Source organism: Bartonella sp. B30(2025), from assembly GCF_053793825.1.
Genome location: NZ_CP200034.1, coordinates 838,039 through 860,573 on the forward strand (window position 1 = coordinate 838,039; position 22,535 = coordinate 860,573).

Below are 22,535 nucleotides of genomic sequence, written 5' to 3' on the forward strand. Positions count from 1 at the left end.
CTACAAAATAAGGTACGATGAGTCATTTTTCCGATCATATACCGTTTTTTGAAGATGCGTCCTCTCTTCGTGAGCATGAAAACAGCCCTGAAGTAAGTACGAATAACGCTACTATAAGAAAAACACAATATGATGCTTCTTATTTAGAAAACCTCAATCCTGAACAACAGCAGGCCGTCATAAATACAGAAGGACCTCTCTTGGTTCTTGCGGGTGCTGGAACTGGGAAAACACGTGTTTTGACTACCCGCATTTCTCATATTTTGCGCTCTCAACTTGCCTTCCCTAAACAGATACTTGCTGTAACTTTCACGAACAAAGCAGCACACGAAATGAAAATGCGTATTGGCGAACTTATTGGTGAAACTGTTGAAGGAATGCCTTGGCTTGGAACTTTTCATGCCATTGGTGCAAAGATTTTGCGCCGCCACGCAGAACTCGTTAATTTAAAAAGAAATTTTACAATCCTTGATAACGATGATGTTATTCGTCTTTTAAAACAACTTATTCAAGCTGAAGGATTAGACGATAAGCGTTGGCCAGCACGTAGCTTTGCAATAATGATTGATTCTTGGAAAAATCAAGGGCTTTTACCAGAACGTATCTCAGAAAGTGATGCACATTCCTTTGGCAATGGTATGGGACGCAAACTTTATCATAGCTATCAAAATCGCTTACAAAGTCTTAACGCTTGTGATTTTGGTGATTTGCTGCTTCACTCTATTTCTATCTTTCAAAATAATCCAGATGTTCTCAAAGAATATCATTCTAAATTTCGCTATATCCTCGTAGATGAATATCAAGATACAAATACAGCGCAATATCTTTGGCTTCGTCTTTTAGCGCGACGTCCTAAAGGACAACATGTAAACCTTTGTTGTGTTGGAGATGATGACCAATCCATTTACGGGTGGCGTGGAGCTAAAGTCGACAATATATTGCGCTTCGAACAAGATTTTCCTTCTGCAAAAATTATCCGTTTAGAACGCAATTATCGCTCAACATCACATATTTTAAAAACTGCTTCTCATTTAATTTCCCATAATCAAGGAAGGTTTGGAAAAGAACTTTTTTCTGATCAAGTAAATACTCAAGAAGAAAAAGTTAAAATTCATTCCGCATGGGATTCACCAGAAGAAGCACGCGCAATCGGAGAAGAAATTGAGCAAGCGCAACGAACGGGACATTTACTAAATCATATGGCGATATTGGTGCGAGCATCATTTCAAATGCGTGAATTTGAAGATCGCTTTGTAACACTTGGATTAAATTACCGCGTTATTGGTGGCCCACGCTTTTATGAACGAATGGAAATCCGCGATGCTATGGCTTATTTGCGCGTTGTTGTTCAACCAGCAGATGATTTAGCTTTTGAACGCATTATCAACACACCAAAGCGTGGCTTAGGAGATACAACCTTACGTCATCTTTATGAGAGTGCACGTGCACGTTCTATACCCCTCTTTGCTACCGCTTCTGAAATCATCGAAACAGACGAGCTAAAACCAAAAGCACGCACTGCTTTACGAAACATTATAGAAAATTTTCGCCGCTGGCAAAATATGCTGCAAAACACACCTCACAGAGAGCTTGCCGAGATAATTCTTGATGAATCAGGCTATACAGCTATGTGGCAAGAAGACCGTTCACCAGAAGCATCAACACGATTAGAAAACCTCAAAGAAATGGTTCGTTCTATAGAACAATTTGAAAGTCTTCAGAGCTTTTTAGAACATGTTGCACTGGTTATGGAAGCTGAGAGCAATGAAAATATGGATGCTGTCAATATTATGACGCTTCACTCCGCCAAGGGGCTTGAGTTTGAAACTGTTTTCCTTCCTGGTTGGGAAGAAGGGCTCTTTCCTCATCAACGCTCATTAGACGAAGGTGCTCGCTCAGGACTAGAAGAAGAACGGAGATTAGCATATGTAGGACTAACAAGAGCAAAAAAAAATCTGCATATATGGTTCGTCTCTAATCGAAGAATTCATGGACTTTGGCAATCTACAATTCCCTCTCGCTTTCTTGATGAATTACCACAAGAACACATAGAAATAATAGCAAAAGAAACTTCTTATGGCGGCTATGGAAGATCGTACTTTAAGCATCAAGATTCTGTTTATCAAGATTATTCAACACCAAGGTGGAAACGTGGACAAAAGGATATTGAAGGAGAAATAGTTTCTCGATCAACATCTAGTGCACCCTCAAATTTTTCAGTTAATGATCGGGTTTTCCATATTAAATTTGGTTATGGTCGTGTTTTAGCAGTGGATGGACACAAATTAACCATTACATTTGAGAAGTCTGGAGAAAAGCGTGTTCTAGATAATTTTGTCAATAAAGCTTAGCTAAAGTATAATAAAATCACTTTTTCAAATAAAGTATTGCTTTTTGAAGACTGCTTTTGTGTGTAGTAAGGCTACGATTGTTAAACTTTACTTACCAACGCATATATTTCTTGTTCTTCTTTATAAATTTAGCCAAAAGAGAAGATTTTACAAAACCACACTTCAATATGTAAAGTGCATTCATTAAAAAATATATTGTCCATTATCGACCGACAAAAGCATCTACAATAACCATAGGGAGTAAAATCTCTTCCTCAAGAACAACTCATTGAGTCATATCGAAAAAAACGCTCTTACATGCTTTTCTATATAAAAGCATTCGACAGAAGTCTTTAATATATTTACACACATATGAAATGCAATTAAATTTTTCTCTCCTTTATTTTGCTCACGGCGCTTTAATTTATAACCCTTTAATATTTATTCCCTCTATATTAATATGAGATTTACCTTACAAAATTGAAATTTTTTTTTAGATTTTATTCGCTTTTCATCAATTGTTTTTTTATCGATAATATGAGAGACTAAGTGGATAAAAGTGATTACAATATCAAAAATCAGAATTAACTGTCATCAATACTACAGTTTTTTATATTTTATAGAAGAGTCAAACTATGAAAAATGTAATGCGCATCTTAGGAATAACGGTCCTATTTCTTGCTGGCGTTTTCATTTACGATGCCTTTAGAAATAAACCGTTAGGCGATAATTTTATTCTCACAGATTCTAATGGAAAAACAGTTACCGAAGATGATATTCGCAGCAAGCCTTCAGCTGTTTTCTTTGGTTATACTATGTGTCCTGACAGTTGTCCTATCACGCTTGCTAATCTTGATCGGTGGCTTACAGAGCTTGGTCCAGACGCTGATAAATTAGGACTATGGTTTGTAACTGTTGATCCTGAGCGTGATACACCTGAAGTAATGCGTGATTACCTTAGTAATTTTGACCATAAAATCATTGGAATCAGTGGTGATCCAGAAAAAGTTCATAAAATGGTAGACTCTTTCAATATTGTTGCTGAAAAAGTGCCTGGAACAAATGGAAACTATACCTACAACCACACAGCAGCAATTTTTTTATTAAAAAAAGGTGGTAAATTAGCAGGTATTATTCCTTATGAAACTGGAAAAATCGACCCTGATATTCAAGACGAAATTGCCATTAACAAGCTTAAAAAACTCGTTTCAAATTAAATTTGATAAACACTTAAAAGAAAGAACAATATGTCTCAGCAGATTCGTCTGTGTTATATCGCACTCAAAAGCGATGCAGAACGATTTTATACTGTTATGGAAACAACTTTTGAAGAAGAAGGATATCCTCTTGGACTTACAGAAATAGATGAAAAAAATTCTATATATGAGCTTTCTCTTTATGTAGATGAAGAGCACCAAGAGGATATTCTGAAACGCCTTGCAAATATCTTTTCAGTGGATCCTGATAAAATTCACAGAGAGACTCTTCCAAACATTGATTGGGTTCAGCGGAGTTTAGAGGGATTGACGCCTGTGCGTTCAGGTCCCTTTTTCCTTCATGGAAGCCATAATCGAAATGACATTCCACCTCATGTTTTGCCTATTGAAATTGAAGCCAATCAAGCTTTTGGTACCGGACATCATGGAACAACAGCTGGTTGTTTAGAAATGATTGCCAAAGTCGTGCAAAACGAAAATCCCAAAAATGCCCTTGATCTTGGAACTGGAAGCGGTGTGCTTGCTATTGGCATAGCAATGCTCAAGCCTATTACTATTCTTGCCACTGATATTGACCCTGTCGCTATTCAAGTTGCACAATACAATATCGAGCTCAACAACGTAAAAGAATATATCACAGCTGTTACCGCCACGGGATTTAACCATAATGACATTGCATCACGTGCCCCCTTTGATCTCATTGTCGCTAATATTCTTGCTAATCCTCTCATTGAGCTTGCACAAGAAATGGTACAAGCACTGCAAAAAGGTGGGTCGCTTATATTATCAGGCATTCTTGAAGAGCAACGAGATTATGTTTTAGAAGCTTATGTAAAACATGGTTTAAAACATATCGAAACATACCATCGTCAAGAATGGGTCACTATACATCTAAAATAAAAAAAAGGGGTTATCATGTATCAATCTTTTGAAGTGACAACAAATCCAGACTGTGCTGTAAAACGTGTTGCCTCTCTTCGGAAAGAACTTGATCGCCTTGGATTAGATGGATTTCTTGTCCCACGTGCAGATGAGCATCAGGGAGAATATGTTCCTCCACATGCGCAACGTCTTCGCTGGCTGACTGGCTTTACTGGGTCATCTGGTATAGCCCTCATTTTAAAGAATAAAGCTATTATATTTACAGACGGACGTTATAAACTCCAAGTTCGCCAACAAACAGATCCTCGTATTTTTGATTATGAAGATTTAATATCTTGCCCACCATCACAATGGTTAGCAAAAAATAAGCAAAAGCTCTCTATTGGTTTTGACCCATGGCTCCACACCATTGCGGCGACAGATGCGTTAAAAAAAGCATTAGAATTGGAAGAAGGCGGGAGACTTGTTGCAACTCAGTCTAATCTTATTGATCTTATTTGGCATGATCAACCCAAATTACCGCAATCTGCCTTATCTATTCATCCTCTCAAATACGCAGGATGTAATACAGATGAAAAGTTAATATTAATTCGAAAAAATATACAACAAGCAAACGCAGATGCTTTTATTTTTACAGATCCTTCTTCTATTGCATGGACATTCAATATACGTGGCAAAGATGTTTCCAATACCCCTTTTTCCCTTTGTTTTGCTCTCATTCCTACAAAAGGAACACCAGCCTTATTCATTGATAGCAAAAAACTTGGAGTAGAACAGAAGCAATATTTGGAAAATTATGTAAAACTGTATGAACCAGAGCAATTAGTTTCAAAGATCAAAGATTACGTTCAAAAGGGAACAGTTTTTGCTTTAGATCCACAGCTAACATGCGAAAAATTGCGCATAGTTATTGAAGAAGAAGGGAGCTCTTTCATTTCTCTTACCGATCCTGCTTCTTTATCACGTGCTGTTAAAAATTCTACAGAATTAGATGGGGCACGTAAAGCGCATCTGCGCGATGGTATAGCACTTACTCGTTTCTTGTCTTGGCTAGACAAACAAACACCGGGCACACAGGATGAAATTTCATCTGCTAAAAAATTAGAAGAATTCCGTATAACGACAGCAAACGAAATGGGAGAAAAACTTGAAGATTTATCGTTTGACACAATCTCTGGAGCAGGTGCAAATGGTGCAATTATTCATTATCGTGTAACGACAAAAACAAATAAAAGACTAAATGCTGGTGAGCTTTATCTTGTTGATTCAGGTGGACAATATCGTGATGGCACTACAGATGTTACACGAACGGTGGCAATTGGAGATATTGGAGAAGAAGAAAAACGCTGTTTTACTCTTGTTCTCAAAGGTATGATTGCTCTTGCCTCCGCACGATTTCCAAGAGGAACACGCGGACAAGATGTTGACATATTAGCACGCATCGCGTTGTGGAAAGCAGGCTTTAATTATGCCCATGGAACGGGTCATGGCGTTGGATCTTATCTTTCTGTCCATGAAGGACCTCAAAATGTTTCAAGTCGTGGAAGTCAAGAATTAATCCCTGGAATGATTATCTCTAATGAACCTGGCTATTACCGCGAAGGTGCTTTTGGCATTCGTATTGAAAATTTGATGATTGTAAAACCAGCACAAAAAATCAACGGTGGCGATATAGAAATGCTATCATTTGAAACAATCACAAATTGCCCTATTGATCGGCGGTTAATCCTACCAGAGCTTTTAACACTGCAAGAACGACAATGGCTCAATGACTACCATGCTCATGTTTATCAAGTTAACGCGCCTTACTTAAATGAAGAAGACAAAAAATGGATCAAAGAGGCAACAATGCCAATTTAATCAATAAGGCTGCATGGAGCATCTTTCTCTCGTAAGGAGAAGGATGCCACTTAAACTCTCAAAGAAAGCAAAAATATTCCTTATAGGAACAATTAAACTGTATCTAAAAAATAAAACTGTTTTGCAAAAATAAACCAGATTATAATAGTTTTAAAAAAGATTACCAATATTTGCTGCAATACATAAAAAAATTATATCCAATCTTCATGCAGAACGAATAATACGCCACCCCGCATCATCCTTGAAAGAAAAAAGTTTAAATATGATGTCCTTTAATGAGCTGTAGCCATGTATTCTCATCCATAACCTCAACGCCAAGCTCTTGCGCCTTAGTCAGTTTTGACCCTGCCCCTAATCCTGCAACAAGAAGATCTGTTTTTTTAGAAATAGAGCCTGATGTCTTGGCGCCTAATCGCTCTGCCAATGCTTTTGCCTCATCACGTGACATATGTTCTAAAGTTCCCGTGAAAACAATTATTTTTCCTGCTATTGGCGAAGAAGATGTGTTAAAAAGCTCTTCATCAAGAGGCGTTACTTCCTTAAGCAAAGCAGATAAAACCTCTCGGTTATGTGCTTCTTGATAAAAATCAACAATCGCTGCACCTACCCGTTGTCCAATCCCTTCGATACTAATAAGATCTCTCCAAACCTCATTGCCCACTTCACCGGTTTTATCGCATGGCATAATAGCTGCCATTACTGCAGTTTCAAAAGCAGTATAACTTTGATAAGCACGTGCAAGACGCCGTGCATTAACCTCTCCAACATGACGAATGCCTAGCGCAAATAAAAAACGGCTTAAAGGAATTTTTCGACAGGCGTTAATAGCATCATAAAGTTTACGTACTGAAACGGTACCAAAACCTTCCATATTTTCTAAGCGTGTTAGAGAGTTTTCCTGGCGTCGTTGTAACGTAAAGATATCGGCTGGTGTATGGATACAAAGCGTTTTATCTTGAACATGAAAGAAAAATTCTACCTGCTTCTTACCAAGACCCTCAATATCAAAGGCATTGCGCGAAACAAAATGACGAATACGCTCAATCACTTGAGCTTGGCAAATAAGTCCACCTGTGCATCGACGTACAGCCTCTCCCTCTTCACGAACAGCATGACTCCCACAAACCGGACAGAAATGAGGAAAAACAAAAGCAGAAGAATCTTTTGGACGTTTTTCAATAATAATATCAATAACTTGAGGAATTACATCACCAGCACGCTGTACAATTACAGTATCCCCTACACGGATATCACGCCCTTCACGAATTGATTCACCTTTATTGCCAATCCCTTTAATGTAGTCTTCATTATACAGGCTTGCATTCGTAATAACCACACCACCAATAGTGATAGGTGCAAGACGTGCAACAGGCGTTAATGCTCCAGTTCTTCCAACTTGAATATCAATATCTTCCAAAAGAGTTGTCGCTTTTTCTGCTGGAAATTTGTGCGCAATTGCCCAACGTGGTGAGCGAGATACAAACCCCAAGCGCATTTGCAATGTCAAATCATTAACTTTATAAACAACTCCATCAATATCATAGCTTAAGGAATGACGACACGCTTCAATATCATGATAATAAGAAATAATCTCTTCTACCGTCTTAAAAACTTTTGTTAATGGATTGATAATAAATCCGTATTTTTGAAACTTTTGCATCATTTCCATTTGGCTTTCTGCAAATGTTTCACTCACCTCACCACAAGCATAAGCAAAAAAATGAAGTTTCCTGCCAGCTGTTATGCGTGAATCTAGCTGACGTAAAGAACCAGCCGCTGCATTTCTAGGGTTAGCAAAAGCTAACTTCCCCTTCTCTTGTTGACTGACATTAAGCGCTTGGAAATCTTCCCGTCTCATATAAACTTCGCCACGAACCTCAATAATATTGGGAAATTCACCCTGCAAAACTTGCGGAATATCAGAAATTGTACGTGCATTCACGGTTACAGCTTCACCTACATGTCCATCACCACGCGTAGCGGCACGCACAAGCTTTCCTTTTTCATAACGTAAAGATAAAGATAAACCATCAATTTTTGGCTCAGCTGTTATTTCTAAAACTTGTGCTTCTGGAAGACGTAAAAAACGACGAACACGCTCAACAAAATTACTAACATCCTCAGCAATAAAGGCGTTATCAAGAGAGAGCATTGCCTGAGCGTGGACAACCTTCTCAAATTTTTCAGAAACTGGTGCTCCAACTCTATACGATGGAGAATCTGAACGTATTAACTCTGGAAATAGAGCTTCAATCTCCGCATTACGACGACGAAGTGCATCATATTCTGCATCAGAAATTTCAGGCTGATCATTATTATTATAAAGCACATCATGACGTGCAATTTCTTTTGCCAACCATTTCAATTCATTTTCTGCTTCAAGAGCAGTTAAGTTTTTCATTGCATTTTTATTCATAATACCGATTCTAATTTATGAACACAGCCATAAAATTTCAACTCTTGTGTTACAAAATAAAACCAAATAAATGCACAAACGCACGCCAGTGTCGGTATTTATTGGCTTATCAACTATTCCTGTGCAAGAAGCTTTTGGGCAGCTGCACGTGCCTCCTCAGTAATTTTTTCTCCCGCCAACATGCGTGCAATTTCTTCTGTACGCTCCTGCTCTTCCATTTTATGAATAGCCGTAATAAAACGCTCTTCATTACCACTCTTCGCTTTTGAAATAAGAAAATGGCTGTGCGCTTTAGATGCTACCTGTGGTGCATGTGTAATAGCAAAAACTTGAATAGTTTTTGATAAACGTTGCAAGCGCTGCCCAATAGCAGCTGCGACAGCCCCACCGACTCCTGTATCAATTTCATCAAAGATGAGCGTGGGAGCTGATCCACAGTCAGATAAGACAACTTTTAATGCCAATAAAAAGCGAGAAAGTTCACCACCAGAAGCAACACTAAGCATCGGTCCAGCACGAGTCCCTGGATTTGTTCGAACCCAATACTCAACACGATCAATCCCCTCTGCCGTACGTTTTTCAGCATCACTTTGCATTTCAACAATAAATTCTGCCTTTTCTAATTTTAATGCAGGTAATTCGGCCATAACACTTTCAGATAAACGCTTGGCTGCTTCTCGACGCTTTATCGACAGTAACTGCGCTAATGTATCATAATTTTTTTTAGCTTCTCTCGTTTCTTTTTCAAAACGTGTTAATGTAGTCTGGGCTTCTTCAAAATCAGAAAGCTTAGCATCCATTTTATCACGTAACTGTGTTAGCTCATCCGCTGCGACATGATATTTTCGAGCAATCCCTCGAAGAGTAAAAAGACGCTCTTCTACTTGTTCTAATTCACCAGTATCAAAATCCAACGCTCGCATTGCAGCATCAATCCCATCCTGTGCTATAGCAAGTGCATGCAATGCATCATCAATTGCTTTTACCACAGGTGCAATCAGTGTTTGCGCTTCAGGCATTTTTCTCTCCAAACGTCTGACTAAATTGGAAAGAACGGGAATTGGCGATTTTGCCCCATTTAAAAGATCATCAGCTTCTTTAATATCCGTCGCTATCTTTTCTAGCTTTAACATATCAGCTCGACGAAGAGACAACGCTTCTTCTTCACCAACCTGAAAATTAAGTTTATCAAGCTCTTTCACACAAGCACGAAGATAGTCAGTCTCACGTATAGCATCTTCTACTTTAAGACGCTGTTTTTGTAATTGTTCTTCAAATTCACGCCATATTTGGTAACATTGACGTAAACTTTCCGTTTCATTTTCAAGTCCACCAAAAGCGTCTAATAATTGACGGTGTGTAGCAGTATCAACAAGCGCACGATCATCATGTTGTCCATGGATTTCAACCAGCATACGACCAATATTACGCATCAATGCGACACTGGCGACATGATCATTGATAAAGACACGGCTACGACCATCACTTGATTGCACACGACGCAGAACAATATCACCTGTATCATCAAAACCGCTTTCACGAATAATGTGACGTGCAGGATGTGAAGTAGGCACATCAAAAACAGCTGTCACCTGTCCCTGTGCTGCACCATGACGTACAAGAGATGCATCTCCACGTCCACCAAGTGCTAGTGACAAAGCATCAAGTAAAATAGACTTCCCCGCGCCCGTTTCTCCAGTCAAAACCGACAAACCCGCCGTAAAATGAATATCGAGCGTTTCGATCAAAACAATATTATGAATCGAAAGCTGTACCAGCATCTAAAATCAACGTGCCTTATTCCTATTACTGTACCTTATTCTTATTACCACTCAATGCATTTGAAATCCAAGAAGATTTATGTTCATGTGGCAATACTTTATGTTTTTTCAGTAAATTGTAAGACAATTTATACCACTGACTTTTAGGATAATTACGTCCTAAAATAGCTGCTGCCGTTTGAGCTTCCATAGTTAAACCAAGAGCAAGATTCACCTCTGTTAAGCGGAAAAGCGCTTCCTCAATTTGGTTTGTATCTGAATATTCTTCAACTACTGTCCGGAATCTTCTACTTGCAGCAAGATACCTGCGACCCTCTTCGTAATAACGGCCAATCTGCATTTCTTTACCAGCCAGCTGTTCACGCCCAAAACGTATTTTAGCTTTAGCATCCTTAACATACTTAGAATCTGGATAACGTTCTATGAGCAGCTGCATAGCAGCGATAGCGCGCTTAGTATCGCGTTGATCACGTGTAACATCAGGAATTCGACGAAAAGAAGAAAGACCAACAATATAATATGCGTAAGCTGCATCATCAGCCCCTGGATAAAGAGTGATATAACGCTGAGCCATACCAATCGCATCATCATACTTGGCAAGCTGGTAATTTGTAAAAGCCCCCATTACCAAAGACTTACGACCCCATTCAGTATAAGCATACTGCTTTTCAAGCGCCAAAAACTTTTTCGACGCCTCTTCAAGCCGTCCATTATTAAAGCTAGCAAGTGCCTGATTATATAAAACATCCGGTGGATCGATTGATAAAACATATGCGGATGAAGGAAGGGTATTTTTTTCTTGAAATAAACAACCTGCCAACAAAAAGGTACTCCCCAAAAGAACCCTACTAAATATTTTACGTACAATATTAAATTTCCCATATGCCATATTTTTAATACGTATGTGAGATTGTGTCATAATTTTTTTTGGCCTCCAGAGAATATCACTTCATAGCAAAAATTATTTATAAAAAACTTTATACTACACCACTTTAAAACCAACTAACCCATTTATAAACTGAGATCAATTATCTGCCTTACAAATCAAATGGATCGCAATAAAGTATTTTCACCTTTTTTCATACCTATAAGTGAATTTTCTCATAACATGATTCATCTTCCAACACAGCCTTAACCAATTGCAAATTTATCCTATGTCCACTACAATATGAACGAAATAATCCAATAAAAGGTGTTCCGAGCAGAGCAGTATCACCGATTGCATCAAGCATTTTGTGTCGAACACATTCGTTTTCCCAATAAAAGCCACTTGGGTTCATAACTTTGTTATCAAGACCAATAACAAGCGAGTTTTTCAAAGAAGCACCTAACCCTTTTCCAGAAGCACGCATTTTTTCTACATCTTTAATAAAACCAAAAGTACGTGCACGTGATAAATCATCTCGAAATCCTTGTGCATTAAGATCAAAAATAAAATTTTGTTTACCAATAGCAGTGGAAGGAAAAGAGATCGTAACGTCAAATCTACAACCATCAAACGGTAAAAATTCCGCACTGCCACCACCCATTTCAACACGCAATGGCTTTTTTATAAAAAAATAAGAACGTAACGCATCTTGCTGCACAACACCAACTTCTTCAAAACCTTGGCAATACTGCCATGAAGAACCGTCTAAAATAGGGATTTCATTCCCCGATACTTCAATAATGAGATTATCCAAATTATATGCTGCAATTGCAGCCATTAAATGTTCAATCGTATCAATTCTTACATCTCCATGTCCAAGCGTTGTTGATAATTCAACCGCTCCTATTTGCGATGCATGCGCTTGGAATACTTGTTCTGTCCCATCTATTCTACGACGTTTAAAAATAATACCACTATCAACATCTGCTGGAAAAATTTTTATCATAGACGAACAACCACTGTGAACGCCATACCCTTGAAATGTTACAGCCTTTTTAAGAGTAAACTGATATTTTTGCATAAATTTCATAATAATCAATTGATTGATTTTTTAAGACTTTTTAATTTTAAAAAAACATAGAAAATAAAACATATAAATAAATAATAAACCCACCTATTCTATTATAAGCGGGTTTACAAAAAGACTAAGAACACAGCCCATTTGCATGAAGCTTTTATCTTATCACAAAAAAAGAAGAAAAACTTTTCTTTTTCTAACGTCTTCTAATTAATGCACCTGACGGCGTAAAAATGCTGGTATTTCCAACTGATCTTCTTCGCTTATAGTACGCTGTTCCTGAGCTTCATATGGATGCAACTCTCCAGAACGACGTGGAACATAAACAGAAGAATCTTGAAGAAACGCTTGAGAATTTTTACCATAAACAGAAGAGTCTTGCTGCTGAGATTTTACAGCAGGCTCCAACCGAGCTTCCGGTTCTGTTTCTTCGCGGGATGTTATACTCTGTTTTAAACGCTGCCAAAGATTGCGAGGACCCTGATCAATAGAAGCTGACCTTTCTTTTTGGCTGTAAGCAACAGAAGGAAAATCTTTTAGTTCAGGCATGCGTACTGGGGTTGATCGAGCCTGCGCTTGCCTTTCATTTTGTTTTATAATCCCTTTCATCTCATCAAGAGTATGCGCCGTTGCTTCCATGCTCACTGCTGTTGCCAAGGAATGATTAGAAACGCGATTAATCTGTGCACGCGGCGCATTTGATAACTGCCCTTGTGGAACACCCGCTCCATAGGAAGAAGCATTTGTATTTCGTACAAAAACTGCATCCGCAGACTGTGCAAAAATCTGACTTTTAGGCTGGAATTTCTCTTCAGGAGCTTTTTCCATTTCTGCTTCTAGTGTTTCCATCACTTCTCTCATTGGTTCAGAACGTGATTGAGAAGAGGTATGAATGTGAAAAGAAGTCTGTGGCATTCCGGCATCGCTTTTACGAGAAGTTACAGGTTTCTGTAATTTAGGATGAGAAGGCTGAGCTACCTCATTGACTGCACGATCAATACCCGTTGCAACCACAGACACACGAATAACGCCCTCCAAAGATTCATCATCAATCGCACCAAAAATAACATTCGCATCAGCATCAACTTCTTCACGAATACGATTAGCAGCCTCATCCACTTCAAATAAAGTCATATCACGACCACCCGTAATGGAAATCAGAAGACCGCGAGCGCCACGCATAGAAGTATCATCCAATAGTGGGTTAGCAATAGCAGCTTCAGCAGCAGCCAAAGCACGACCATCACCGGATGCCTCACCAGTTCCCATCATCGCACGACCCATTTCATGCATCACAGAACGAACATCCGCAAAATCAAGGTTAATAAGCCCCTCTTTAATCATCAAATCTGTAATAGAAGCTACACCAGAATAAAGCACTTGATCCGCCATAGCAAAAGCATCAGCAAAAGTTGTCTTTTCATCGGCAATTCGGAAAAGATTTTGATTGGGAATAACAATCAATGTATCAACAGATTTTTGCAATTCTTCAATACCCGCTTCTGCTGTTTTCATACGACGAGCACCTTCAAATTGGAATGGTTTTGTCACAACGCCAACAGTCAAAATACCTTTTTCACGCGCTGCACGAGCAACAACAGGAGCTGCTCCTGTTCCGGTGCCACCTCCCATACCTGCAGTGATAAAAACCATATGGGAATCTGCCAGATGATCGATAATTTCATCAATACATTCATCTGCAGCTGCTCTCCCAACTTCTGGTAAAGCACCTGCACCCAAACCTTCTGTCACTGCTGCACCAAGCTGGATCACACGTTCAGCTTTTGACATTGCTAAAGCCTGTGCATCCGTATTAGCAACAACAAAATCAACTCCCTGAAGACCAGCATTAATCATATTATTCACGGCATTCCCGCCACCACCGCCTACACCGAAAACGGTAATACGTGGCTTCAATTCCGCGATATCTGGCCGATGCAGATTAATCGTCATTTTCTTTTCCTTTTCATAAGACATCGCAAGCCCAAGCGATGAAAATTAACCCTGAATAAACACACTTAAAAACTCTCACGCAACCACTGACCAACACGCTGAAAACATCCACGCGTGCTCATCGATGAATGATTTACTGCCGCCTGCACAGTTTTCTCTTCAAAACCCACTAATTGCGGATAAATTAATAGCCCAACAGCAGACGAAAACGCCGCCCCTTTTGCAAGAGAAGGAAGCCTCGAAATACCCAAAGGTCTTCCTATACGAACATTTCTTCCTAATATAGTACGCGCCATCTCTGGCAGCCCTATTAGCTGACTTGCCCCTCCAGTCAAAACAACACGTTTCCCAATAATATGACCAAAGCCAGATCGATTAAGACAATCGCGTACCATTTCTAAGATTTCTTCAACACGTACACGAATAATACGACAAAGAACAGCACGCGGATATTGGGTCTCACGAAACTCACTGCCAAGCTCTGTCACATTAATCATATGCTGTTCATCAGCACTCGTCAAAAGCGCCGAACCATAAACAACTTTTAAACGTTCAGCTTCTTTAATAGACGTAGAAAAACCGCGTGCAACATCAAGAGTCACATGACGCCCACCGACCGCAAGAGAATCCGCGTGAACAAATTTTCCCTCAAAAAACACTGAAAATGTTGTTGTTCCACCACCAAAATCAATACATGCTGCCCCTAAACGCGCTTCATCATTAATTAAAACAGCAAGACCACTTGCTAATGGTGTTGCAACCATTGCTTCAACACTCAAATGAGCACGATTAATACAAGTTTCTAAATTACGCAAAGCTGCTGTTTCTGCGGTCACAACATGAACATCTACACCGAGCAATTCCCCCACCATCCCAACAGGATCAGAGATTCCTTTATCTCCATCCAATACATAAGATATCGGAACGGAATGCAAAACATGACGCTCAACATCAAAAGCCTTGCGCGAAACATCCGCTAACGCCATACGCACATCACGCGAGGTAACTTCACGACCATCAAGATGTACCATACCATTAATAAGAGCGCTTTGTAATCGACCAGATGAAAAACTCACAATCACCGAATCAACCACTAAGCCTGCCATTTTCTCTGCTGCATCAACAGCCAACCGTACTGACTGTTCCGCCGCAAGCATATCCATTACAACACCAGATTTAATACCGCGTGAACGCTGCACTCCAAAACCTAAAATTTCCATGGAATGTGTACGACCATGCAAATGTTGTGCATTTTTCAAAGGACGTAAACAAGCAATGAGACAAACAACCTTACTTGACCCCACATCAAGAACTGTCAGAAAACGTGTTTTCCGTCCCCCTGCATGATGTGATCCTAAAAACATTATAGCCCCCCTACCTTACGCGCATTTAAAATGCGTTCTTCTTCCACAGTAGCACTACGACGCTCCAACGCTACATCTGATAAAGAAACTGTAACCCTATCAAGAAGACGCAAATCAATACTTAAAATATCGCGCGAAAACAGATCTTGCAGCTGACCCGCCTCAATAAGAGAAGCAAGCCTTCTAAGTGCACCATTCTCAGGCAGCATAACGCGTATCCCATTATCCAAAATAAGATCCCAACGTCGATCACCTATACGAACATAAGCACGGACACGATCATATATCTGCGGGTACGCTGAAAGAGCTTGAATAAATGCTTTGACAAAATTGGGTGCACCTTGCCCAACCACAAGAGGCAAATCTTGAACTTGCCCTCCCTGAAAAGGCACTATCACACGTCCTGTATTATCAATAATATCCATCATGCCATCATGCTGCCAAATTGCATACGGTTCACGTTCCACAACTGAAATACGCAAGCGATTGGGATAAATCTTCTGAACAATCGCCGACTGAATCCAAACTTGCCGCTCTAAAACAGAACGTGCCCCACCAACATCAAAAATAAATATCGATGGAGAAACATCAAGCCCTAAAAGTTTTAAAATTTCTTGTTTTTTGACACGCTTATTGCCATGCACATCAACATCAGTAATAACAAAACCAATGTCCGACATTGTCGTTGTCATAATTGTCCCTACGTTACCACTTGATAAGATTCCGTAAAGCGCTGTTATAAAGAAAAGAAATACAACAGCAAAAGAACCCAAATGACGAGGGACATGAATATTGACAAACTTAAACATAAACCAAAAAAAACGACGATAAAGACGTGAAAAAATGGGCACAAAAAACACCATCTGAACATTTATTCTATTAATATTCAACGCATACATGATGCGTCCTCCACCATCCACTGAACGATATCGCTATAAGTACGACCACTCGCTTTCGCGATATCAGGAAACAGAGACGTTGATGTCATGCCAGGCTGTGTATTAATTTCAAGCCAAATCAACTCTTCTGCTTCCTCATTAAAACGAAAATCAGAACGACTAACGCCTCGACAACCTATCGCTCGATGCGCCGCCAAAGACATTTCTTGCACCTTTTGGTAAATATTTGGTGAAAGTTGCGCAGGACAAATGTGAAGAGAGCCATCAGATTTATATTTTGACTCATAATCATAAAACTGAAAACGCTGATCAGGTATAATTTCACAAACATCCAAAACTTCATTTCCCAAAACGGCACAAGTTAATTCACGCCCAGGAATATATTTTTCTACGATGACCTCATCCGTATAAGTCCATTCAGACCCCACAATTTTATGCAGTGGCAAAGTATCGTATCCCTCCACAATTGTGACACCAAAACTCGACCCTTCACACACAGGCTTAATCACATAGGGAGGCTCTATAGGATGTTTTCTCCCCACCGCAAAACGACTCATAACACAAGAAGGTGCGACAGAAACACCAGCGTTAACAACAATAATTTTCGCACGCCCCTTATCCATTGCCAATGCTGATGCCATCACTCCAGAATGCGTATAAGGGATCTTTAAATATTCCAAAATACCTTGAATACGTCCATCCTCACCAAATGGCCCGTGCAATGCATTAAAAGCAATATCAGGACGCAATTGCTCAAGAACAGAAGCAATATGACTATCAACATCTACGCGACTTACACGATATCCTTGAGCCTCAAGAACATCTGCGCAAAAAGAACCTGAAGACAAGCTTATAGGTCGTTCAGAAGAAAACCCTCCCATCAATACAGCTACATGCTTATCTTTCATAACGACCTTTTCCCTTTTGTATACTACATATAGACCACATAGAATTCACCAACACCATATACAGGAGAAATTAAGTTTTATCTTTGCGAATCAACAATCTAGCATTTCCTCTAATGAATCAGACTCAAACGCATGACGCAAGAGTCTTGCTGTTAATTTGTTGATTCTTAAAGAATTTTTTTGATTATCTCTTTGAAATGACTCATTTTTTTTTCGTGAATTTTTTTTATGTTCAAAAAATCAACGAATATGATCAAAAAAAGAAACTATACGGTCTTGCTCAAATTGGCCAATACGCTGTATTTCCCATTGTAATAAATGAGATGAGTGAGCAAAAACACGCGCACGCACTGTTTCACCTAATGCTTCTAGATCATAACCTGTTGCATTGCCCGTATTGATCATAAAATTGCAGTGCATTTCACTCATTTGCGCACCGCCAATCTGCAAACCACGACATCCTGCCTTATCTATAACATACCAAGCAGATGCCCCTTTTGGATTGCGAAAAGTTGATCCACCTGTCTTTTCGCGAATAGGTTGTACTGTCTCCCTATGATAAGCAACTTCATCCATGGCAGCACGAATATCATCTTTCTTTCCTGGTTGCCCTTCCAACAAAGCAGCTGTAAAAATAAAATCTTCGGAGACATCACAGTGACGATAAGAATAACGCATATCCGCCAAACTCAAAATATGACGCTGTCCTTTACGATCAAGCGCATAAACCTCAACAACACGTGCAGCTGTTTCAATGCCATTAGCTCCTGCGTTCATTTTTAGTGCTCCACCAAGACCACCAGGAATCCCATGATAAAAATGAAAACCTGCAATTTCAGCCTCTAAAGCTGCTGCTGCTAAATGTTTATCCGCTGTTGCAGCGCCAACGAAAAGACGCGTCGGAGAAACTTGCTGCACTTGCCCAAAACCTTTTGCCGAAAGACGAATAACAACCCCAGGAATACCCCCATCACGAATAAGAAGATTAGAACCAATTCCCACAATTGTTATAGGAACACATTCAGGTAAAACTTGAAGAAAAAAAGCCAACTCTTCTTCATTAGCAGGCTGATAAAAAAGCTCAGCCAACCCACCAGTACGAAACCATGTTACTTTCCGCATATCAACATTAGGTGTAAGCTTCCCCTTGATCCCACCCAATACTGGCTGTAACTGCGCTAACAGCGCCTCACCATTAATTACTTGAAAATTTATCATTGTTATCAAGTACCATTAATTTATTAGGCAATGCACAAGCCCACTGTGTGATATTGCCAGCACCAAGAAAAACAACATAATCACCAGACTTAGCGAATGTAGATACAATTGAAACAACATCCTCTAAACAGTTCACTAGGCGCACATCACGATGACCTGCCATTTTAATATGCTCTACTAACTCTCCAGCGCCAAAGCCAGTAACCGGTTCTTCCCCAGCTGCATAAACGGGTGTAATCATCACGGTATCTGCATCATTAAAACAGGCTGCAAAATCATCAAATAAATCACGTAAACGTGAATAGCGATGTGGCTGTACAACTGTCATAACCCGCCCTTTTGTGCTTTCACGAGCTGCACGTAAGACAGCTTTTATTTCAACAGGATGATGCCCATAATCATCAAATATTTTAATACCACGCCAACTTCCTGTTTGCGTAAAACGCCTCTTCACTCCACCAAATGCTGCCAAACCCTTTTTTATAGCTTCATTTGAAATTCCAAGCTCATGAGCAATAACAATCGCCGCAGTTGCATTAGAAACATTATGTTTCCCAGACATTGGCAGAACCAAGTTTCTCAATTCTGCTTCTTTTCCTGTTTTTCGCGACCGAATAAGAACATCAAAATGCGTTTTTTGACCATCCATCAACAAATTAAAAAAACGAACATCAGCTTGTGGATTTTCTCCATACGTAATTAACCAACGATCATCAATGCGGCTAGCCAATGTTTGAACTTCTGGATGATCAAGACATAAAACAGCAAAGCCATAGAATGGAACATTTTCTACAAACTGCCTAAAAGCATCTCGAACAGCATTAAAACTACCATAATGATCCAAATGTTCAGAATCTATATTTGTAATAACAGCAATATCAGCGGGAAGTTTTAAAAATGTACCATCACTTTCATCAGCTTCAACAACCATCCAATCACCATCGCCCATACGAGCATTGGTTCCATAAGCATTAATAATCCCACCATTAATCACCATCGGGTCAAAATGTCCAGCATCAAGAAGTGCTGCAATCATTGATGTGGTTGTTGTTTTTCCATGCGTACCACCAACAGCAATTGCCCGACGAAACCTCATCAATTCAGCCAACATTTCAGCACGTTTTACAATCGGCAAATGCTTTTCTTTCGCAGCAATATATTCAGGATTTGTTTTTTTTACAGCAGTAGAAATAACAACAACCTCTGCGTCCTTTAAATTGTCTGCATGATGACCTATATGGATTTGAATTCCTTTATCTCGTAAACGTTTAACATTTGCATTATCAACTTGATCAGATCCTTCTACTTTATAGCCAAGACTGTGCAACACCTCCGCAATTCCGCTCATACCAATCCCGCCGATGCCGACAAAATAGATAAGACCTATATTAAGCGGCATTTTCATTAAAAGACTCCTCTTTTTTCATATTTGATTTAATATCCGACAGCGATCGTCCTGCAATCAATGCTTCTACCATATCAGCAAGATGAATGGTTGCGTAGAGTTGCCCAACCTTTTTCGCAGCAAGAGCTTGTTTTTCTAACAAATGCGGTTCACAACAAGCATACGTTAAGAGAGATGCTAATTTTCGTGCACTTAAATCTTTTTCTGGTATAATTTTAGCTCCCCCTACAGCAGAAAGCAGTGCGGCATTTTCTGCTTGATCATGATCTAAGGCATGAGGATATGGAATAAGCAAAGAAGGACGACCAATCACTGCTATTTCACAGACAGATGAAGCACCTGCACGCGATAAAATAAGATGAGATCGCGCCATATGTTCAGCCATATTATCAAAAAAGGGAGAGATTTCTGCTTGCACGCCCAGATCGTGATAAATTTTTGTCAACTCTGTAGCTTCACCCCGAACTTGTTGCACAATCCGCAAACGTTTACGGATCTCATCACTTAGAAAAGCAACTGCTTCTGGAACAATTTGCGAAAAGAAAGAAGCTCCTTGACTTCCACCAAAAACTAAAAAGTGAAATGGCTTTTTACCAACAGAGGGACAATAAGAGACTTCTGCTGCTTTGAGAATAGCATCACGCACAGGATTACCAGTTAGAAGAGTTTTATGGGGATAAACACGATTTTGCGGCAATAAACCGCCTGCTATCGCATGTACAATAGGCGCCAATGCACGATTGGCACGCCCCATAACAGCATTTTGTTCATGAATAAATGTTATACGTCTCATAAAAAAAGCCGCTATGAGAGGAGGAACTGTTGGATAACCACCAAATCCACCAACAAGAACAGGACGCAATTTATAAAAAAGCGCTAAAGACTGCCCTATTCCCTTTAACAATGTCAAAAATGTTTTTATATATGCAAAAGGACAACGCCTTGCAAATGTTGCTGATGAAACGATATGAACATGCCCTTCGTCAAAGCAACGTACAAAACTCTTTGCCCTTTCATCTGTTACTAAATGAACATCATACCCACGTTTCCTTAGCTCAACAGCAAGCGCTTCTGCAGGAAAAAGATGCCCCCCTGTACCACCAGCAACTAACACAATAACCTTTTTATTTTTCATAAGTTGCATCCGGAATAACTGATGAAGAAAAAGCTGAAAGACGTGCTTCTGGCCAACGACGTGTTAAACTAAGCAAAATACCCATAGAAATAGCAATTGCTACCATAGATGAGCCACCATAAGAAATAAATGGCAATGTCATGCCTTTAGGAGGCATCAAATGCAAATTCACAGCCATATTAATTCCTGCTTGATAACCAATCATCATTGCTATGCCAGTAATACCAAAACGTGTAAATGTATCACGCGTATTTATTGCTATATAAAGTGCACGCGTGACGATAAAACCAAAAAGCACCAAAATCAACAAACAGAGGATGATACCATATTCCTCAGCAGCAACAGAAAATACAAAATCTGTATGACTATCAGGAATGATACGTTTTACGACTCCCTCACCTGGACCTTGACCAAACCAGCCACCATTTAAAATAGCTTCACGTCCTACATCTACTTGAAAGGTATCACCTTTACCTGTCCAAAAACCATTGATCCGTTCACGCACATGATAAAGAAAAAAATACGCTAAAACGAGTCCAATCAAAACTACAGCGACAAATAATCCAATAATGACCAGAGATACACCTGTAACAAAAAACAAACCAGCCCACGCAGCACTAATTAACAGTGTTTGGCCAATATCAGGCTGTAAAATGAGAAGCACGCTACAAAAAACGTAAAGCAAAATAGCTAACATGTAATTGAAAATACCCTGACATTTTACCTGTTTTGAAAAAATCCAAGCCGACATAATGATAAAAGCTGGTTTCATAAACTCAGAAGCCTGTATAGAAACACCAAATACACGAATCCACCGCCGTGCTCCTTTTAATTCTGGACCATAGAATAAAGTTGCAATCATAAGAGCAAGCATTACAACTAACAAAAGAGCGCATAATCGACGGATATTACGAGGAGAAAAAAAAGATATAGTAATCAAAGTAAAAAATGCTAGAATGCTAAAAATGATATGCCAACGAACAAAATAAAAACTATCAGCAATTCCGATTTTTCTTGCAATAGCAGGGCTTGCTGCAAAAGACAACATGATCCCAATTCCCATCAGCATCAAACAAGCAGTAAAAATGGAACGATCAATTGTCCACCACCAATTAGCAATAGGATCTCGATCTGCACGTGTAATCATCATACCCACTTTATCCTTCAATATTTTTTATTCAAAGTGACATGATTTGCTTATTTTTTAGCAAGCACTTCAAA

General features: G+C 39.4%; 16 protein-coding genes. 4 read left to right on the forward strand and 12 right to left on the reverse strand.

The features are described from left to right. The first annotated feature begins 17 nt into the window (after positions 1-17). From V4P55_RS03625 to V4P55_RS03640, 4 genes are all read left to right on the forward strand, one after another. Complete coding sequence (locus tag V4P55_RS03625; RefSeq protein WP_455473771.1) at positions 18-2,351, forward strand: ATP-dependent helicase; 2,334 nt, start codon at positions 18-20, stop codon at positions 2,349-2,351. 614 nt (positions 2,352-2,965) lie between these two features. Beyond that, positions 2,966-3,547, forward strand: a complete 582-nt coding sequence (locus tag V4P55_RS03630; protein WP_455473772.1) for an SCO family protein — start codon at positions 2,966-2,968, stop codon at positions 3,545-3,547. Positions 3,548-3,577: 30 nt separating this feature from the next. After that, positions 3,578-4,447, forward strand: a complete 870-nt coding sequence (locus tag V4P55_RS03635) for a 50S ribosomal protein L11 methyltransferase (protein WP_455473773.1) — start codon at positions 3,578-3,580, stop codon at positions 4,445-4,447. Positions 4,448-4,462: 15 nt separating this feature from the next. Beyond that, positions 4,463-6,289 (forward strand): aminopeptidase P family protein, encoded by a 1,827-nt coding sequence (locus V4P55_RS03640; RefSeq protein ID WP_455473774.1) that lies wholly within the window; start codon positions 4,463-4,465, stop codon positions 6,287-6,289. A gap of 256 nt (positions 6,290-6,545) precedes the next feature. Here the strand turns inward: V4P55_RS03640 and ligA are convergent, their stop codons facing one another. The 12 genes from ligA to V4P55_RS03700 all read right to left on the reverse strand — a co-directional run bounded on the left by ligA (position 6,546) and on the right by V4P55_RS03700 (position 22,461). Beyond that, on the reverse strand, positions 6,546-8,705 hold the full coding sequence (ligA, locus tag V4P55_RS03645; protein WP_455473775.1) for an NAD-dependent DNA ligase LigA: 2,160 nt from the start codon (positions 8,703-8,705) through the stop codon (positions 6,546-6,548). Between the two features lie 113 nt (positions 8,706-8,818). Next, a complete protein-coding gene (recN, locus tag V4P55_RS03650; protein WP_455473776.1) occupies positions 8,819-10,486 on the reverse strand; it encodes a DNA repair protein RecN in 1,668 nt (555 codons plus the stop codon). Between the two features lie 25 nt (positions 10,487-10,511). Further along, positions 10,512-11,405: an outer membrane protein assembly factor BamD gene (locus tag V4P55_RS03655; RefSeq protein ID WP_455473777.1), complete on the reverse strand. Its 894-nt coding sequence runs from the start codon at positions 11,403-11,405 to the stop codon at positions 10,512-10,514. Between the two features lie 166 nt (positions 11,406-11,571). Continuing rightward, positions 11,572-12,444, reverse strand: coding sequence for a UDP-3-O-acyl-N-acetylglucosamine deacetylase (gene lpxC, locus V4P55_RS03660; RefSeq protein ID WP_455473778.1), 873 nt, complete (start codon positions 12,442-12,444; stop codon positions 11,572-11,574). A 198-nt stretch (positions 12,445-12,642) separates the two neighbouring features. Continuing rightward, positions 12,643-14,385: a cell division protein FtsZ gene (ftsZ, locus tag V4P55_RS03665; RefSeq protein ID WP_455473779.1), complete on the reverse strand. Its 1,743-nt coding sequence runs from the start codon at positions 14,383-14,385 to the stop codon at positions 12,643-12,645. A 65-nt stretch (positions 14,386-14,450) separates the two neighbouring features. Further along, positions 14,451-15,749: a cell division protein FtsA gene (ftsA, locus tag V4P55_RS03670; RefSeq protein ID WP_455473780.1), complete on the reverse strand. Its 1,299-nt coding sequence runs from the start codon at positions 15,747-15,749 to the stop codon at positions 14,451-14,453. Beyond that, positions 15,749-16,648 (reverse strand): cell division protein FtsQ/DivIB, encoded by a 900-nt coding sequence (locus V4P55_RS03675; protein ID WP_455473781.1) that lies wholly within the window; start codon positions 16,646-16,648, stop codon positions 15,749-15,751. The genes ftsA and V4P55_RS03675 overlap by 1 nt, the downstream gene beginning before the upstream one ends. Continuing rightward, entirely contained in the window at positions 16,636-17,556 is a 921-nt protein-coding gene (locus V4P55_RS03680; protein WP_455473782.1) for a D-alanine--D-alanine ligase, read from the reverse strand. The genes V4P55_RS03675 and V4P55_RS03680 overlap by 13 nt, the downstream gene beginning before the upstream one ends. Before the next feature lie 240 nt (positions 17,557-17,796). Next, the gene (gene murB / locus V4P55_RS03685; RefSeq protein WP_455473783.1) at positions 17,797-18,774 is read right to left on the reverse strand and encodes a UDP-N-acetylmuramate dehydrogenase; all 978 of its coding nucleotides are present in this window, start codon (positions 18,772-18,774) and stop codon (positions 17,797-17,799) included. Further along, positions 18,752-20,179 carry a UDP-N-acetylmuramate--L-alanine ligase gene (gene murC, locus V4P55_RS03690; protein WP_455473784.1) on the reverse strand — a complete coding sequence of 476 codons (1,428 nt, stop codon included), beginning with the start codon at positions 20,177-20,179 and terminating at the stop codon, positions 18,752-18,754. The genes murB and murC overlap by 23 nt, the downstream gene beginning before the upstream one ends. After that, positions 20,163-21,314 (reverse strand): undecaprenyldiphospho-muramoylpentapeptide beta-N-acetylglucosaminyltransferase, encoded by a 1,152-nt coding sequence (gene murG / locus V4P55_RS03695; RefSeq protein ID WP_455473785.1) that lies wholly within the window; start codon positions 21,312-21,314, stop codon positions 20,163-20,165. Before murG ends, murC begins: the two co-directional genes overlap by 17 nt. After that, on the reverse strand, positions 21,304-22,461 hold the full coding sequence (locus V4P55_RS03700) for an FtsW/RodA/SpoVE family cell cycle protein (RefSeq protein ID WP_455475030.1): 1,158 nt from the start codon (positions 22,459-22,461) through the stop codon (positions 21,304-21,306). The genes murG and V4P55_RS03700 overlap by 11 nt, the downstream gene beginning before the upstream one ends. Positions 22,462-22,535 lie beyond the last annotated feature (74 nt).

Bases quoted from the DNA above. Each gene is read 5' to 3' on its own strand.
- V4P55_RS03700 (WP_455475030.1), bottom strand. From the start codon at position 22,461: ATGATTACACGTGCAGATCGAGATCCTATTGCTAATTGGTGGTGGACA.
- murG (WP_455473785.1), bottom strand. From the start codon at position 21,314: ATGAAAAATAAAAAGGTTATTGTGTTAGTTGCTGGTGGTACAGGGGGG.
- V4P55_RS03630 (WP_455473772.1), top strand. From the start codon at position 2,966: ATGAAAAATGTAATGCGCATCTTAGGAATAACGGTCCTATTTCTTGCT.
- ftsA (WP_455473780.1), bottom strand. From the start codon at position 15,749: ATGTTTTTAGGATCACATCATGCAGGGGGACGGAAAACACGTTTTCTG.
- V4P55_RS03635 (WP_455473773.1), top strand. From the start codon at position 3,578: ATGTCTCAGCAGATTCGTCTGTGTTATATCGCACTCAAAAGCGATGCA.
- murB (WP_455473783.1), bottom strand. From the start codon at position 18,774: ATGATAAATTTTCAAGTAATTAATGGTGAGGCGCTGTTAGCGCAGTTA.
- V4P55_RS03680 (WP_455473782.1), bottom strand. From the start codon at position 17,556: ATGAAAGATAAGCATGTAGCTGTATTGATGGGAGGGTTTTCTTCTGAA.
- recN (WP_455473776.1), bottom strand. From the start codon at position 10,486: ATGCTGGTACAGCTTTCGATTCATAATATTGTTTTGATCGAAACGCTC.
- V4P55_RS03625 (WP_455473771.1), top strand. From the start codon at position 18: ATGAGTCATTTTTCCGATCATATACCGTTTTTTGAAGATGCGTCCTCT.
- lpxC (WP_455473778.1), bottom strand. From the start codon at position 12,444: ATGAAATTTATGCAAAAATATCAGTTTACTCTTAAAAAGGCTGTAACA.
- ftsZ (WP_455473779.1), bottom strand. From the start codon at position 14,385: ATGACGATTAATCTGCATCGGCCAGATATCGCGGAATTGAAGCCACGT.
- V4P55_RS03675 (WP_455473781.1), bottom strand. From the start codon at position 16,648: ATGTATGCGTTGAATATTAATAGAATAAATGTTCAGATGGTGTTTTTT.
- murC (WP_455473784.1), bottom strand. From the start codon at position 20,179: ATGAAAATGCCGCTTAATATAGGTCTTATCTATTTTGTCGGCATCGGC.
- V4P55_RS03640 (WP_455473774.1), top strand. From the start codon at position 4,463: ATGTATCAATCTTTTGAAGTGACAACAAATCCAGACTGTGCTGTAAAA.
- V4P55_RS03655 (WP_455473777.1), bottom strand. From the start codon at position 11,405: ATGACACAATCTCACATACGTATTAAAAATATGGCATATGGGAAATTT.
- ligA (WP_455473775.1), bottom strand. From the start codon at position 8,705: ATGAATAAAAATGCAATGAAAAACTTAACTGCTCTTGAAGCAGAAAAT.